We start from the raw sequence: 16506 nt of genomic DNA, 5'->3' as shown, positions 1-16506 counted from the left end.
TCAGAAAAAGCCTACCTTGCGAGCCCCCGGATGACCGAAACAACCAACAACACCGGTCTGTTGTGATCGGTCGCAGGATCAGTTGCCTCTGGTGGTGACATCCATGTCGCGTCGTGCGACTGGGCCTTCGACTGGTTTCAAGCATCGGAGCGATTCACGACTGTAGGGAGGCATTTCCATGCGACGCAAGTATTTCGGATTAGCGATTGCCGCGATCGCTGCTCTTGGGCCGATGCAGGTCTGGGGCGGCGACCGAGAAATCGCAGAGCAAATTATTCAACGGTTGAAAGTCAACCGAGATGCGGGAGCGTTGAAAGCGTTCACGCTCGACATGAAAGTAGACAAGGGCGTGGTGCTTTTCCGCGGCAACGTTAGCGAGCCAGGTCACAAGGACCTCGTGCTGAAAACGGCCGAGGGAGTCGAAGGCATTAGCCGAGTCATCGATGAAGTCACCGTCACCGCAGCAGCACAGCCTGAAGCAAAGGTGATAGAAGCCAAAGTGGTTGAGCCCGCGAAATTGGCTGCAGCAGCACAGCCTGAAGCAAACGTGGCGGAAGCCAAAGTGGTTCGCCCCGCACAATCGGCTGTGGTGACAAAGCCCGAACCCAAACCGCAAGCGGGCTTGTCTTTCATCCAAACACTCGCCGTTCAAAAGACACCTATTCAAAAGGAAGTTGTGACGGAGGCACCTAAGATGCCCAAGTTCGCACTTTTGGAAGTTATGCCGGGGGAAGTTCGGCCTACCGCAGCGGTAGAGCTCAATGCGTCGCCGATGCCCATCCAAGATGACAAAGTCGTTTCCTCGGTCATCGAGGCTCTTGGGAAAGCCCAACAAACGGGCCAACTTCGCGGATTCGGGGTTGATGTCGCTAGCAATTCGGGCGTCCTTCACTTGAAAGGCCGAGCCGCATCGGAGGCTCAGAGAGATACGATCGTTGAGATTGCGTCGGGGATCCCTGGAGTCCATGGTGTTCATGACTCCATCCAGATTCCAAGTGCGACTGCATTGGCTCCGGCCCCCGTTTCCATGCAACAAGCCGAGCTTCGTGACCCTGCTCCGCAACGAGTCACCACGGCAGCCGTGCCTGCTCGCACCGCTTCGGTCCAAGGTAACGCGAATGCCATGGCAGCTCCGTACCGAATGAACCAACAACCGGTTCAAGCCAACCCGGCTGGTTATGCCGTCGGAGCTCCCGTAATGGGGCAACCGGTACCAATGGCACCGTACAGCGGCGTTTCAGCGCCACGCTACGATTCGCCCAACTTGCCGAACTATGCATGGCCAGGCTACGCAGCTCACCCAAACTACGCTGCGTTGACCTATCCACAGCAGTACAGCCCATCGGCATGGCCATACATCGGCCCCTTCTATCCTTATCCGCAAGTCCCCTTGGGATGGCGTAAAGTGAGTTTGGAATGGGACGACGGATGGTGGTTCTTGGACTTCACCGACCGCTAAGGTCGCGGTGGATCGCCAGCACAAATGACCCGCGATTGGGCCTCCCGATCGCGGGTTTTTGCATGCGCAGAGGCCAGCTATCAGCTATCAGCTATCAGCTATCAGCTATCAGCGGACAGCTATCAGCTATCAGCGGACAGCGGACAGCCGAAAGCCGATCGCCGATCGCTTATAAATTTCGGAACTTTCGGAATTATCCGCAAGATCCTCCTAGGTTCACACGATACTAGATGTACGCAGAACGCGATTACTGATCGTACGATTCGAAGATCCTTCGCCGTAGGCCGGCAGACACCAAAAGCTCGCCAACACATACAGCGTTGGAGAGCGGGTCGAATGAATCGGATAACGACAATAAAACCACGGAAGGTTGCTCGGATGATGACTCCCAATTCAACTGTCAAACGCACCTCGATTGCTGGAAGGCTTGCGTTCTGTACGATGGCAATGCTCGCGATTGGATCGAGCGGCTGCTACGGACTCGGCGGTACCAACATCAACCTTGGTTTCCTCGGCTGGCCGATTCCCGTCAGTCCCTACTTCCAACACAAGCTCGAAGAAGACTTTTGGAAGAAGGAACGTTATGATCGCGTTCCGATCCTCGGCCCCACGACGTCGGGTGGTCCTGCGGTTGCTCTCGATCCGCCAAGCGATGATGAAGTGGTCCATGCACTGGAATCGGCACGTCCGGTTCAAGGTGGCATTCCGTTGCTCTGGGAAACCCAACGCAATGACGTTCGCATCATCAAAGAGAAGATCGCCGACTACATCGATCCACCTCGCTTCTACCCGCTGATCGGCCCTGCTCAACTGCACCACGCCCACTACAAGTGCACGATCTACTTCGACGAAAAGACCACGGTTGGCTACCCGATTCCTCACACACTTCACGACCGCGAAGCGATCGAAGTGGTGTACATCGACCACAACCACTTCCACATGGTTGGCGATGTCGAGCCTTACACGACGCCAAATCTGTAACGCACGGGATCCAACCGCCAAGCCACGAACAGGCTAGCCCGAAACGGCTAGCCTTTTTTCGTATCGCGGTGGTCCGAAGGCCAGCGAAGCGAGTTGCCGCGTCACGGCTTAGCAAACCGTCGATTCCATCCGCCGTTGACTTGGATTTCTTGTCCGGTCAAGAACGAGTTGTTGGGATCCGCAGCAAAAAGGACCGCTTGAGCCACATCGGCGGCAGAACCCCAACGATGCATGAGAGACTGTTCTTTCGCTCGCCGGTCCCAATACGCGTCGGTCGATTCGCCCCAAGACGTTCGGATCCATCCTGGCGCGACAAGATTGACACGGACTTGCGGTGCAGCGGTTTGAGCTAAGCTTTTCGCGAACGCAGCCACCGCTGCTTTGACGGGACCAAACATTTGACCCGCATCCCCTTCCATCCCTTGGCTCGCTTGATCCCATCCAATGAAGGTCATCGATGACGGAATTTCGACTCGCTGGCGGATCATCGCTTGGGCCGCCATCCGAGCCAAGTGAATCGTGCCCAGCACATCCACCTCAATCAATTGCTTGATTTTTTCCGCGAATGTCATCGTGGCCGCTTCGCCGGTCAGCACATCGGCGCCGGCATTGTTCACCCAAGTCTGGACCTCGCCTAACTCGGCAAAACAATTCGATGCGAACTGTTGAATCGATTCGGCATCGGCCAAATCGCACCGCAACACAATGGGCTGAGCCCCTGATGCGGAGCACTGCTTCGCGGTTTCACTGGCGCCATCGCGATTGCCGTGATAGTGAACGACGATTCGCTTGACGCCGTTGCGAGCCAGCGAGAGTGCGATTTCGCGACCGATTCCGCTTGAAGCCCCGGTGACGACAGCGTGGGTATCTTGGAACATCGGATGGGTCGCTATGCGAGAAAGAAAGCAGGGGAGAACGAAATGGGACGATTTCGACGCCGCAGGCCCGTTTTGCCTACTGCCGGTACGCCACAAGAGATTGTTACGGTACAATTCTCGGCCAATAGTCGCCACTCGTGTCTAAAATCGCTAAAACACGCCCATCCGCGGCTATAACTGTGGCTTTCAGTCGGTCTACAATTGTGGCCAAACCAGCAAACATTGCTTCGTGGCGGGGACAGTCCCCTGTTCCTGGGTGATCCAGAGCCCATCGTAACGCGTGAAGGTACATACGCGTGAAGGTACAACAGAGAAAAAAGTAGAATATGTCGGATTCAAAATCGGTCGCTCAAGAAGAAGTCCAGCAGCTCCTCGGTGAGCTCGAAGCTCACGAAACCGAGTTAGACATTGACGTGGCAGAAACCCACGAGTGGCTCGCGTCCCTCGACTATGTTTTGCAAAGCAAAGGGGCCGCGCGCGTTCGCTTCCTGCTCGAACAGCTCCGCGATCGGGCGGCGGAAGAGGGCATCCAATCGGACGAAGATACCAGCACGCCCTATGTGAACACGATTCCAGTCAGCGATCAGCCCGCGTTCCCAGGAAATCGCGAGCTCGAGCGACGGATCAAATCGATCGTCCGCTGGAACGCGATGGCCATGGTCGTTCGCGCGAACAAACGCGAGGGGGGCGTCGGAGGCCACATCAGCACCTTCGCATCGAGTGCGACGTTGTACGAAATCGCGTTCAATCACTTTTTCAAAGGTCGTGGCGAGGATGGCTACTCGGGCGATACCATCTATTTTCAGGGGCATGCGTCCCCAGGGATGTACAGCCGTGCCTATTTGGAAGGACGGTTGGATGAGTCGCACCTCGAAAATTTCCGTCGCGAGCTTGCTCCCGGTGGCGGGCTGAGCAGCTACCCGCACCCTTGGCTGATGCCTGGTTTTTGGGAATACCCCACCGTGTCGATGGGGCTTGGGCCCATCATGGCCATTTATCAAGCTCGCTTCAACGAGTACCTTCGCGACCGCGGGCTAAAAGACACAGCGGATCAACGCGTTTGGGCATTCCTTGGCGATGGCGAGTGCGACGAACCGGAAACACTCGGGGCGATCGGTTTGGCCGCTCGCGAGAAACTCGAAAACCTAACCTTTGTGATCAATTGCAACCTGCAACGTCTCGACGGTCCGGTACGAGGGAATGGAAAAATCATCCAGGAACTCGAGTCGATATTCCGTGGGGCGGGTTGGAATGTCATCAAAGTGGTCTGGGGCGATGATTGGGACCAACTGCTCGCGAAAGACGTATCGGGGTTACTCGTCAAGCGAATGAACGAAGTGGTCGATGGTCAATACCAGAAATACACCGGGATGCCTGGCAGCTATATCCGCGAGCACTTCTTTGGTAAGTACCCGGAACTGCTCAAGTTAGTCGAAAACTATAGCGACGAGCGATTGGAGAAGATGCGACGTGGTGGGCACGACCCCGAAAAAGTGTTCGCGGCCTATCAGTTGGCGACCGAGTTGAAGAATGGAAAACCGACCGTGATCCTCGCCAAGACCGTCAAAGGCTATGGCCTTGGTGAAGCAGGAGAAGGTCGAAACGTTGCCCACAACCAAAAGAAGATGAATGAAGAGGAACTGCTTGAGTTTCGCACCCGCTTCGGTATTCCCATTAGTGATGAAGAAGTCGGCAAGGCACCGTTTTATCGACCTCCGGCAAATAGCCAAGAAATCAAATACCTGAAGGAACGTCGTGCCAAGTTGGGTGGGTCGGTGCCAAGCCGACCGGAAATCCATCCCACGGTGGAGGTTCCAACGCTCGAGGAGTACCGCAAGGTCATTCGCAAGGTCGAGAACAAGAATATCAGCACCACCTTTGCCGTGGTGCAAACCTTGATTGCATTGTGCCGCGATAAGAAGATCGGCAAAAACATTGTTCCGATCGTTCCCGATGAATCGCGAACGTTTGGGATGGAAGGGATGTTTCGTCAGTTCGGTATCTACGCTCACGCAGGCCAACTCTACGAACCCGTCGATTCCGAGCAAATCACTTACTACAAGGAAGCTCGAGACGGGCAAATTCTCGAAGAAGGGATCACCGAAGCCGGTTCGATGGCCAGCTTTAATGCTGCGGGAACCGCTTACAGCGCTCACGGGATCAACATGATTCCGTTTTACATTTACTACAGTATGTTCGGGTTCCAACGGATCGGTGACCTGATTTGGGCCGCTGCGGACATGCGAGCGAAAGGCTTTCTGATTGGCGGCACCGCAGGTCGAACGACGCTCAATGGTGAAGGGCTGCAACACCAAGATGGGCACAGTTTGCTCAACGCGATCGCCTTCCCGACCGTGCGTGCTTATGACCCCGCTTTTGCCTATGAAGCGGTCGTGATCATCATGGAAGGGCTCAAGAGGATGTATCAAGATGGGGAGACTTGCATCTACTACATCACCGCCGAGAACGAGGCATATGATCATCCCGAAATGCCGTTGGGCTGCGAAGAGGGCATCATCAAGGGGATTTACAAATATCACAGCCGCGAAGTCGAGAACCCGAAAGCACGCGTGCAGTTATTCGGTAGTGGTGCCATTTTGAATTCGGCACTCGCTGCCCAAACCTTGCTTGCCGACCGGTACAACATCGCCAGCGATGTGTGGAGCGTCACGAGTTACACGCAATTGCGGCGAGAAGCCGCGGATTGCAGCCGCTGGAACATGTTGCATCCGACCGAAACGCCGCGGAAGAGCTACCTGGAAGAAGTGCTCGAGGGGGTCGAAGGGCCGTTCATCTCGGCGAGCGACTACGTCCGGGCATTGGGCGAACAATTGCAACCCTGGATTCCAGGCGACTACTTTGTTCTCGGGACCGACGGGATGGGGCGCAGTGATACGCGTGAATCGCTCCGCCGACATTTTGAGGTCGACAAAGAATCGATCACCATTGCAACGCTCAGCCGGCTCAGCAAAACGGGCGTATTCACGCCTGCCGAAGTTGCCGACGCCATCAAGGACCTTGGCTTTGACGCGGACAAGCCAAATCCCTATTTTGCGTGATTCTCGTAGCGGAAAGTCGTCAACGCTTTCCCGCTGCACTGCTGCTCACTGACAATCTGAAAACTGAAAACTGAAAACGACTGATATGGCTACTGAAGTAAAGCTGCCTGAGTTGGGCGACGGCATCGAATCGGGCGATGTTTTGGAAGTCTTCGTCTCCGTTGGTGATGTGATCACCCAAGGCCAAGACATTGTCGAAATGGAAACCGACAAGGCAACCGTTCCGGTTCCCGCGTCTGTAGGCGGCAAGGTGACCAAAATTCTGGTCAGCGAAGGGGACACGGTTGAGATCGGCGGCGTGATCTTGGAAGTGGAAGCTGCCGAGGGAGCTGCGGCGCCAGCCGAACCCAAACCCGCGGCAGCCCCGCAAGCCAAAGCGGAACCCAAGCCCGAGGCAGCGACGGAACCCAAAGCCGCGCCGGTTGCCCCACTGGAACCACCCCAGCCCACAGCTGCACCACCGGCGGCTGCACAAGCGGCTTCAGCACCCGCGGCGGTCAAACAGCCGGCCGTGGCAGTAACGCCAACGCCCCCTGCACCCGCCGCGCCGGCACCCAGTCCCGTCGAAGCGGGGAGTGCCATCGCCGCTGGCCCCGCGATTCGCCGTTTCGCGCGGGAAGTCAGCGTCGATTTGGCGTCGGTTCGCGGTAGCGGCGAAGGTGGAAGGATCACCCGAGAAGACGTGTTGGCCGTCGTCCGAACCAACCAAGAAACCGCCCGCAGCGGATCGACTGCGAAAGCAGACTCGGGTTCGACCATGGATTCGTTGGAAGCCGCCGCGGCACCGGCGGTCGATGATTTTGGGCCCATTCGTGTCGAGCGTATGGACCGCATGCGAAAAACGATCGCGAAACAAATGCACGCCAGTTGGTCAGCGGTGCCGAGAGTCACGAATTTTGACGATGCCGACATCACGGATCTGGAACGGCTCCGCAAATCAAGTAAAGAAGACTACGCTGCGCAGGGTTTGAAACTGACATCGATGCCCTTCTTGATCAAGGCGGTGGCAACGGCATTGCGACATCACCCCACCATCAACGCGGCGGTCGATCAAGAGAACGAGCAGATCTTGTACAAGGAATTCGTCAACGTTGGAATCGCCGTCGATACCGATCGCGGCTTGGTCGTTCCGGTGATGCACCACGCAGATCGCATGGGCGTTCCCGAAATCACTCGCTCGCTGGCAGAGATGTCGGGTAAGGTGCGTGGTGGTCAATTCGCGGTTAGCGATTTGCGAGGCGGTACGTTTACGATCAGTAACCTCGGAGCGATCGGGGGAACCTATTCCACACCGATCGTGAATGTTCCAGAAGTCGCCATTCTGCTGGTCGGTCGAAGCCGCAAGCTGCCCGTGGTGATGCCTGACGATTCGATTCAGCCGCGTTTAATGATGCCGCTCAGTCTGTCCTACGATCACCGACTCGTCGACGGAGGCACCGCAGCACGGTTCCTCAACGATGTGATTGGTTACCTCGAAGCGCCGAGCCGATTGCTGTTGGCGCTTTAGTGGACTGTCAAGTTTAAAACGGCGAGTTGGGACGTAGTGGACTTCGCCAGAAGTCTCCAAGACTATTTGAGTTACGGATTTCTGGCGAAATCCACTACCCTAAAATTTAGTGCTGACAGTCCCCTAGCAAATTAGGTCAAGTTGGGGAGCACGGCATTGCTATCGCCGAATTTGTCGGCTTGGACGCCCATCTGTTGCATCATCCACAGATACAAATTGCACAGCGGCGTTTTGTTTTCGTATCGCAGGTGGCGTCCGCTTTGGATGCGTCCTGCTCCGCTGCCCGCTAACAAGATGGGCAAATCATCGTGGTTATGTCGATCGCCGTCGCTAATGCCGCTGCCGTAGACCAGCATGCAGTGGTCGAGCAACGTCCCCTCGCCCTCGGACACACTGCTGAGTCGTTTCAGCAGGTAAGCAAACTGATCGACATGGAACCGATTGATTTTCGCAATTTGAGCTTGCTTGTGTTTGCTCTTGCCGTGGTGCGATAGTTCGTGATGCCCTTCGCTGACACCAATTTCTGGATAGCTTCGGTTGCTGCCTGCGTTGGTAAACATGAACGAGACAATCCGCGAACTGTCGGTTTGGATCGCCAATGTGATCATGTCCATCATCAACTTGGAGTGCTCGACCATTTGGCGAGGCACACCGCTGGGCCGCGGGTAGTCAGGCACCCCTTCTTCGGAAATCCCCAGTCGGTCCGCACCGGCAATCCGTTTTTCGACATCGCGGACCGCGTAGAGATATTCATCCAGTTTCCGACGATCGATCTCTGGCAGCTTTTGGTGCAACCGCTTGGCATCCTCTTGAACAAAGTCGAGGACACTTTTTCGATACTTCTCACGAACACTTTTGGCGCGCCGAGTCGCCTTCACCGTTTGACCCTCGAACAACCGATCGAATAAAGCTCGGGGATCAATTTCTTTGGCGACCGGGTTGGTGGGACCTCGCCATGACATGTTCGATGCATAGGCACAGCTGTATCCGCTGTCACAGTTCCCACTTTGAGCGCTCGCTTCAAGCCCGAGTTCAAGAGACCCAAACCGGGTCGCCCCGCCAATCTGCTGGGCGGCAAGCTGATCCACGGAAACGCCGTTTTGGATATCCGCACCGTTGGTTTTTCGCGGATGGGCCCCTGTCAAGAACGCGGCAACGCTGCGGGCGTGGTCACCGCCGCCGTCACCATGCGCGTAGGCTCCATCCAGCGTCAATCCCGTCAGCACATTGAACTTGTCGCGACATTCGGACAAACCAGCCAACGTCTCAGGCAATTCAAACTTCGCCCCTTCTTGCTTGGGTGTCCAGTCCGGCATGTGCATTCCGTTTGGCACATAAAAGAAGCCCATGCGCAGCGGTGCTGCGGCTGGTTTGCTGGTCGCAGCGAGCAGCCGAGACGGCGACATGGATTCAAGCAACGGTAAGGCAATCGAGACGCCGAGGCCGCGCAGAATCGTGCGTCGCGAGAGTGGGTTTGGCATGGCGATGATCTCATTCGGGGTCAGGGGTGGGGTTCCAACGCGAGCTACTCGCGAGAACCTTGGCTTTGGAAGGGTTCACTTTCAATGATGGACGACACCAAATCAGCAAATCGGTAATCGTTTTGACGCAAATCGCCCATGATTTCGTCCAGTGCACATTTGTCATAGTACTCGGTCCCTCGACCGATCGCATAAATCAACATCTTCTCTGCCAGGCAGCGGACGAATTGATCCCCCCGTTGTTGTGACAGAATGCGACGCAAATCCTCAATGCCCGAGAATTCGGTTCCATCGGGCAACTTCCCGCTGGCATCAATCGGTTGCTCGCCATCGAGATTTCGATAGCGGCCGATCGCATCGAAGTGCTCCAGTGCAAAGCCGAGCGGGTCCATCATGTTGTGGCAGGCAGCACATGCTGGGTTCGCTCGGTGTTCCTCAAGCCGCTCGCGTAGCGTCCCACTGAGAATCCCCTTCTCCAACTCGGGAACGTTCGGAGGCGGTGGGGGAGGTGGCGTATTGAGCAAATTCTCCAAAATCCACTTTCCACGTTTTACAGGACTGGTTCGTGTCGGATTGCTTGTTACGGTTAAAATGCTCGCCTGAGTCAACAATCCGCCTCGCGGAGTCCCTTCGAGTGAGACTTTGCGGAAGTCTGCTCCCAGCACCTTGTCAAAACCATAAAATTTTGCGAGGTCCTCGTTCACGTAGGTGAAGTTGGCATCCAGCAGATCGGTCACGGGGCGGTTATCTCGCATCACCGAGGCGAAAAAGGTCAACGTTTCCGTTTGCATCAATTGGCGGATGTGATCGTCAAATAAAGGAAACTGGTCGCCGTCCGGTTCGACATTCTGTAATGTTCGGAGTTGGAGCCATTGTCCAGCAAAGTTCTCGATCAACGCGTTCGACCGCGGATCAAGAATCATGTCGCCGACTTTGCGAAGCAATGGCTCTCGATCGCGAAGTTGGTCCTTGCTTGCCATTTGAAGCAGTTCGTCATCAGGCATGCTGCTCCACAAGAAATACGAGATGCGTGTCGCCAACTCGTACGGGTTGACGGGTGATTGACCTGATCCACTCTTTTCCGGAGGCGATTCCACTTTGAACAAGAAATGCGGGGACACCAAAATCGCTTGCAGCGCCACTTGGATCGATTCTTCAAACGTCGCGCCGTCCGCACGAACGCTCGCAGCTAATCGAGCCAACCGGCCGATTTCCTGTGGGTTGACCGGCCGACGAAACGCACGCCTTGTCAACGGTTCGAGCACTTGCTGGGTCGCCTGGTCTTCACTGCATGTGTCGGATGGCGTTACAAAGATAATCTTGCGATGGCTGGCCGGTAAATTACTCTCCTTTACCCTCTTCGCAGCTGGCTCGGTCCCGACCAGATGAACGTGGTAAAGATGCAAGTTGCGGTCAGCCTTGCCAGCCAGGTAGTAGTCATTGATAAAGCTAAATTCAATTCTCCGTTTTCCTCGATCCAAGCGTACCGGAATGGTGATCGGTTCCATTTGTTTGTTCTTGACGTCAACGATTTGCTTACTTTTTCCAACCACGACTTCCATTTTGACCGGTTCGTCGCCACCTTGATCGCCACTGGCGGAAACCGTCAAGTCATAGGTCGCTTGAAACGGAATCTCGACTTCCAAGGCGACGGTACCCTGGCTCGAAAGCGTCAAATGATCGCCGCGACCATACTTGCGTGCATCGACCAAGGAGACGGCCGCCAATTCGGTTTCAAAAATCTGCGGTGGCAGGGGAGTCAAGATCGCTTGTCCTGAAATGACCTCGGCCGCATCGAGGTATTTTTCGAGCAAGATCGGAGGCAACGACAAAACATCGCCGATGTTGTCGAACCCATAACCGACGTCATCACCTGGGAAATTGTCAGCAGGCTGGTAGTCGACGCCTGTCAGATCACGAATGGTGTTTCGGTATTCCGTTCGGTTCAATCGTCGAAGAACAACCTTGCCCGCGTTAGGGGCTTGAATGCAATCGACCGAATTGGTGACTTGGTCGAGCATGTCGACCATCCGCATTCGCACAGCGGCGGCCATGGTTTCGCCGTCTTCGGGAGGCATCGTCCCCAGCTGCACCTGAGCGAACGCTCGTTGCCAGAGTTTGCGATTGCCGGCAATCTTGGTGGCGGAATCATCGTCTTCAAGCGAAAGGTCGCTTCCGCTGTCGTGGCAATCAAAACAGTAGGTCCGCAGCAGCGGAAGGAGCGAGTCGCTATAGACCGACTCCGTCGTCGCTTGATCGGCCAGCAAGGGGCCAGACCATGCGAAAACGCACAAGGTCGACAAGGTCAGTCGCAGGAGGGTGCGGGGGGGGTGCAGAAAGTGCATGGCGTTCACGAGGTAAACGGATGGAGCTGCGGCAGGTTCGGGGGGGGGGAGGAATGCTCCATTATAGGCGATCCAAGCTTCTGGCAATGGGCGAAATGCGACATCGACGTCGGATTGCACCTCAATTAAGAAACGGCACAAAATTAAGAAACGCCACTCGAATTTCAAAAAGGCACTTCCCACGCTCGTGGCGACGTCGCGTTGCCCTTTACTCTCCGGCAACCTGCTCAGTCATCGTTGTTTCGTGTCAGATGGCCGCTGCGGTTGATGGCCAACAGCAGCCACATCATGACCGCGACACTCGCGAGGACCCCGATCAAACCGAGCAAGCTGATTCGTTCGATCCCCAAGAGCGAGGCTTCCTGGAACAGCACAGGCGGCACCTTCATCGCCAACATCAACGAGGACCCAAGGAACACCGCACTGGCCATCAACCCCAGCACCATCCGGTTCACGGTCGGGCCGATCCGTTGGTGTTCTAAAATCATACGAACCTCGCCACGACGCGCCTGTTGCAAGAGCGTCAAGACTTCGTCAGGAGCGATTTCCAGGAAATTCTCCGCTTCCATATAGATCCGCCGTGCTTGGCGGATGCGTCGCTTTGGGCTCAGTCGGCTGAGCATCGATTTGCGGACAAAGGTCTGTACGATCTGCAAGGAATCGAAACTGGCGCCAAGTTCGCGCAGCGTTCCCTCGAGCGAAATCAGCATTTTTAATAGTAAGGCTGATTGGTTCGGTAACTTGATGGCATGTCGATGCAACATGTCGCTCAATTCATTCAGCGCCCCGGTTAAATCAAAGTCACCGAGACTTTGTCGTCCGAACGTTCCGACAAACTCGGCTGCGTCAATCGCCAAGGACGATTCGTCGAGCGTCGGAGGCGCATCACCGATGCGGCGGATCAATCGAGTCAGGCGATTCTGGTCACCACGAGCGATGCATCCCATCATCTCTTCGATCGTTTCACGCAGCGTTTCATCAATCCGCCCCACCATGCCAAAGTCCAAGATCCCCAATCGTCCATCATCGAGCAGCAGCAGGTTGCCAAGGTGGGGATCGGCATGGAACAAGCCTGCGTCAAAGATCATCGTCAAGTAAACGCCGGCGATGATCTCGGACAACCGTTGTTTGCATTCGACACGCTGTGTGGCATCGGAGGCATCATGCAGGAATTCGGATAGCGTTTGTCCCACCAATTCGTCCATCACCAACACGCTTCGGGTGCAGAGGCTGCGAACCGGTCGTGGGATCGCCACCTCGTCACTGCGATCGGCAAGCATCTCGGCGAAGAATTCCAGGTTTTGACGTTCACGGCCGAAATCAAGTTCACGCTGTAGCATCGTCGACAACTGGCTGGCCATTTGGCACGGTCCCCACGCGGCAAAGGCCTCGACTCGCTCCGCCAACTGGGCGACCCCCGCAAGCACCTCCATGTCCTGACGCATCGTCTTTTCGATGTCGGCACGCATGACCTTGATCACAACGGAGCGACCGTCGTTGAGTGTCGCTCGATGAACTTGGCCGATCGATGCCGTCGCCAGCGGCTGGTGGTCGATGAATTGAAACTGGTCGAGGTAACCATCGCCAAGTTCCTTTGTTAGTGTCGCGCGGACCTTCTCGATGGCATCCGGCTGGACATCGGCCCGCAATCGTTTGAGTTCGTTGCCAAGTTTTGGGCCGACTAAGTCGGGTCGCGCCGCGAGAATCTGACCGAGTTTGATGAAGGTCGGCCCCAGGTCGGTGAGGGCCATGCGAACACGCTGTTCGCGAGAATAGTTCGAAAGCGGAACGCCGGCGGGGTCGGTGATTCGATCGCGAAACGGCAACTTTTGAAATTGGCTCATCCAATCCGCTAACCCATACCGCTGCAACACGGCAAGGATTTCTCGCCATCGCTTCAGATTTCGATACAGTTGGGGGATTGCAGTTATTTTCATAGTTACGATTCTAGTGCGAACGGTCTGTGAATGATTCGCTGTTTTTCGGGAGATCTTTTCTTTGAGTGGGTGGCAACCGCTTTTTTCGACTTTGCAGCTTATAGCGGTTGCCGTCAGTGTGTCCCTCGCGATCGGAATTCCCTCGGCTTGGGCCACCGACACGGTTCGCCGCTGTGGCAGAATCGGCCGGCTGGTTTCGGACGCTTTTCTGGTGGCGATGGTTGTCGCGGTTGCGATGCCTCTGATCCTCCATGCGGCGGCGTGGGAAGCGACGGCGGGAAAATTCGGTTGGCTCTGTCTGACCCAAACCGGCGCTCGTTCTTTTGAAGCGTTTCGTGGATTGGTCGCGTCGGGATGGATTCATGCCATGGTCGGATCCGCAATCACGGCGCTGGCAACCTGGTATGGCACGACGCGTCAATCGCGAGCGGTGGTCGAAAGTGCAATGCTCGATTTCAGTCCGTTGCGGGCGTGGTGGACGATCCGCCTGCCCATGGCGTGGCCGTGGATCTTAGCTACGGTCATCATCAATGCCGCGATCGCGTCAACCGAGATGACGGTGGTTGACTTGTACGGATACCGTACGATTGCCGACGAGTTCTACCTGTTTTACGCAGTGAATCCTAATCTGCACGCGATTCTCACTACGATCGCGTTGCCGTTGGGATTGGCGTTAGGTCTCGGGACGTTATTGCTGGTTTCTCGCAATGCGCCACCGACCCCGCAGCATGACGAAATGTTGGTTCGCGGCATGGGGGAATCGCCACGTCCCGCCGACGCCATGATTGCCGTATCGATTCTGGCCCTCGCCGGGCTACTGATTGTGGCGGTTCCCGTGTTGGGTTTGGTGGTCAAAATCGGGCACGAAGTGTCCGTGGTCGACGGTTCGATCGAAACCCATTGGTCGCTCGCGCGAGGCATCCGTCAATTATGGGTGGCGCCGAGCGTCTTTGGTCGGGAATACACTTGGACGCTGGTGCTTGGCGGTGTCACCGGCGTCGTTTCGGCGGCGTTGGCTTGGCCTTTGGCGGCCATCGGGCGTTCAAAGCCAAGGACCGAGCGTTGTTTGGATGTGACAAGTGTTGTCGTTTTTTGTGTTCCGGGTCCGATCGTGGGACTTGCTGTCGTCGGAGTCTTCCAATGGGATCTGCCAGGCTTTCGGGTCCTCTACGAGCAGACCCTTTTGCCGACGGTGATTGCGTTGGCGGTGCGAGCGGTACCGATTGCCTATTGGGTGCTGCGCAGTGGCTATCGCGGAATCGGTGACACCGTGTTGTCGAGTTCCCGTCTGGAATTCGCAGTCTGGCGACGTTTGTGGCTGGTCGATCGCCCGCTGATGGCCACCAGCTTGGTGACGGCGGTGGTTGCCGCGGGCTTGTTCGCGTCGGGCGACGTTCCGGTAACGTTACCGGTCTCGCCCCCCGGGGTTTCGACCGTCGGCACGCGGCTTTTTGGGCTCCTGCACAGTGGGGCCAGGTACCAGGAAGCGGCCCTGGCGTTGTGGTACTTGGGGGTCGTAGCCTGTTTGGCGATCGTCGTGGGACGCAGTCGCAAACGGTAGCCGCACCGCTGCACCACCTTCGATCTTCGCCAAACGGGGCTTGCGACCTTTTCAGCAGTGGGTCGAGATTCGGAAATCTCGTTTGGGTTTTGGGAATCGCTGACGGCATGCTAGAATGACGTCGTGCTCAAATGGCGGCGTGTGAGTAGGATTGGGTGTTTGCGTCTTTCCGCTTTGATTCGCAAACGACTTTGGACGAAAGAACCTCGATGTTTCGAACGGCCTTGCTGTTGTACCCAATGCTGATCGCAATGGCGCTCTGTTGCCGTTTAGAAAATGCCCACGGCGTCGAAACGGTTAACCTCAAGAAAACGAGCGATTCGAAGGAAAGCGAAGTGACCGGTGAGGTCTTGGTCGAAGCTCAAGATGGCGCCATCATGATTTTGGCAGATGACGGACAGATCTGGACGATCCAGCCAGAGGAAATCGTTCAGCGCCAGTCGGATGAGGAGGAGCTCGTGCCAATCGATGCCGATGCCATGGCCTCGCGAATGCTTGCGGAGATGCCTGCGGGCTTTTCGGTCTATCGCACCGTCAATTACGTAATCGTCTACAACACGAACGATCTGCACGCTCGTCAAGTCGCTGGTTTATTTGAACAACTCTATCGTGGCTTCTTTGCCTATTGGAAGAACCAAGGTTGGGAGTTGCCCAAACCCCGTTTCCCCTTGGTGGCGTTAGTGTTGGCCGATCGCTCATCGTTCTTGAAGCATGCGGGAAAGGAAGTCGGTGAGGCGGCTCAATCGGTGATTGGATACTATCACCTTGCAAATAACCGCATGATGATATTCAACAATCCAGATTGGGAACGCAATGTTTCGACGATCATTCACGAAGCAACCCATCAATTGTCCTACAATTGTGGGCTGCAACGACGTTACGCGGACAATCCGATGTGGGTCAGCGAAGGATTGGCGATGTTTTTCGAGTCGCCCGACCGTCGTAACCCACGCGGTTGGCGTGGCATTGGCCGGGTCAATGAAAAGAATCTCCTGCGTTGGAACCACTACGTTCGCAATCGGCCCGAAGAATCGTTGACGACGCTGATCGCGGATGATACCAGATTCCGAAACGCCTCGACGGCGGAAGCGGCTTATGCCGAAGGCTGGGCCCTGACCTATTTCTTGTTGCGAACCAAACGGGAACAGTATGTCGAGTATTTGCGAACGTTGAGCGCGGGGAAAACGAAGGTCGAGCGTACCAAACGCGAGCGGATCGAGATGTTCGAAAAAGCGTTCGCCATGACGCTAAACGAACTCGATGCCGAGTTCACCACCTACATGCGACGCGTGCGATAG

Annotated in this window: 10 protein-coding genes; 6 read left to right on the top strand and 4 right to left on the bottom strand. The window is 56.0% G+C overall.

The genetic code is table 11. From position 1 onward, the window contains the following. Positions 1–178 precede the first annotated feature (178 nt). Both Poly41_RS00490 and Poly41_RS00485 read left to right on the top strand, forming a co-directional pair. Complete coding sequence (locus tag Poly41_RS00490; RefSeq protein WP_146523978.1) at positions 179–1459, top strand: BON domain-containing protein; 1281 nt, start codon at positions 179–181, stop codon at positions 1457–1459. A 381-nt stretch (positions 1460–1840) separates the two neighbouring features. Then, positions 1841–2440: a hypothetical protein gene (locus Poly41_RS00485; RefSeq protein ID WP_390621397.1), complete on the top strand. Its 600-nt coding sequence runs from the start codon at positions 1841–1843 to the stop codon at positions 2438–2440. Between the two features lie 101 nt (positions 2441–2541). On the opposite strand, the gene Poly41_RS00480 is transcribed toward Poly41_RS00485, so the two are convergent. Beyond that, complete coding sequence (locus tag Poly41_RS00480) at positions 2542–3318, bottom strand: SDR family NAD(P)-dependent oxidoreductase (RefSeq protein ID WP_146523977.1); 777 nt, start codon at positions 3316–3318, stop codon at positions 2542–2544. A 326-nt stretch (positions 3319–3644) separates the two neighbouring features. Between Poly41_RS00480 and aceE the strand changes: the two genes are divergently transcribed. After that, positions 3645–6377 (top strand): pyruvate dehydrogenase (acetyl-transferring), homodimeric type, encoded by a 2733-nt coding sequence (gene aceE / locus Poly41_RS00475; RefSeq protein ID WP_146523976.1) that lies wholly within the window; start codon positions 3645–3647, stop codon positions 6375–6377. Between the two features lie 85 nt (positions 6378–6462). After that, a complete protein-coding gene (locus tag Poly41_RS00470; RefSeq protein ID WP_146523975.1) occupies positions 6463–7884 on the top strand; it encodes a 2-oxo acid dehydrogenase subunit E2 in 1422 nt (473 codons plus the stop codon). A 131-nt stretch (positions 7885–8015) separates the two neighbouring features. Here Poly41_RS00470 and Poly41_RS00465 read toward each other — a convergent pair whose 3' ends face one another. From Poly41_RS00465 to Poly41_RS00455, 3 genes are all read right to left on the bottom strand, one after another. Continuing rightward, complete coding sequence (locus Poly41_RS00465; protein WP_146523974.1) at positions 8016–9365, bottom strand: DUF1552 domain-containing protein; 1350 nt, start codon at positions 9363–9365, stop codon at positions 8016–8018. A 44-nt stretch (positions 9366–9409) separates the two neighbouring features. Beyond that, the gene (locus Poly41_RS00460; RefSeq protein WP_146523973.1) at positions 9410–11710 is read right to left on the bottom strand and encodes a DUF1592 domain-containing protein; all 2301 of its coding nucleotides are present in this window, start codon (positions 11708–11710) and stop codon (positions 9410–9412) included. A 227-nt stretch (positions 11711–11937) separates the two neighbouring features. Continuing rightward, positions 11938–13647, bottom strand: a complete 1710-nt coding sequence (locus Poly41_RS00455) for an ABC1 kinase family protein (protein ID WP_146523972.1) — start codon at positions 13645–13647, stop codon at positions 11938–11940. A 91-nt stretch (positions 13648–13738) separates the two neighbouring features. Between Poly41_RS00455 and Poly41_RS00450 the strand changes: the two genes are divergently transcribed. Both Poly41_RS00450 and Poly41_RS00445 read left to right on the top strand, forming a co-directional pair. Next, entirely contained in the window at positions 13739–15208 is a 1470-nt protein-coding gene (locus Poly41_RS00450) for an ABC transporter permease (protein WP_146523971.1), read from the top strand. 209 nt (positions 15209–15417) lie between these two features. Beyond that, positions 15418–16506: a DUF1570 domain-containing protein gene (locus Poly41_RS00445; protein ID WP_146523970.1), complete on the top strand. Its 1089-nt coding sequence runs from the start codon at positions 15418–15420 to the stop codon at positions 16504–16506.

Source organism: Novipirellula artificiosorum (genome assembly GCF_007860135.1).
Taxonomy (GTDB): Bacteria; Planctomycetota; Planctomycetia; order Pirellulales; family Pirellulaceae; genus Novipirellula_A; species Novipirellula_A artificiosorum.
Note: the sequence above shows the minus strand (reverse complement) of the source record. Positions and strands in the feature narration are given on the sequence as shown.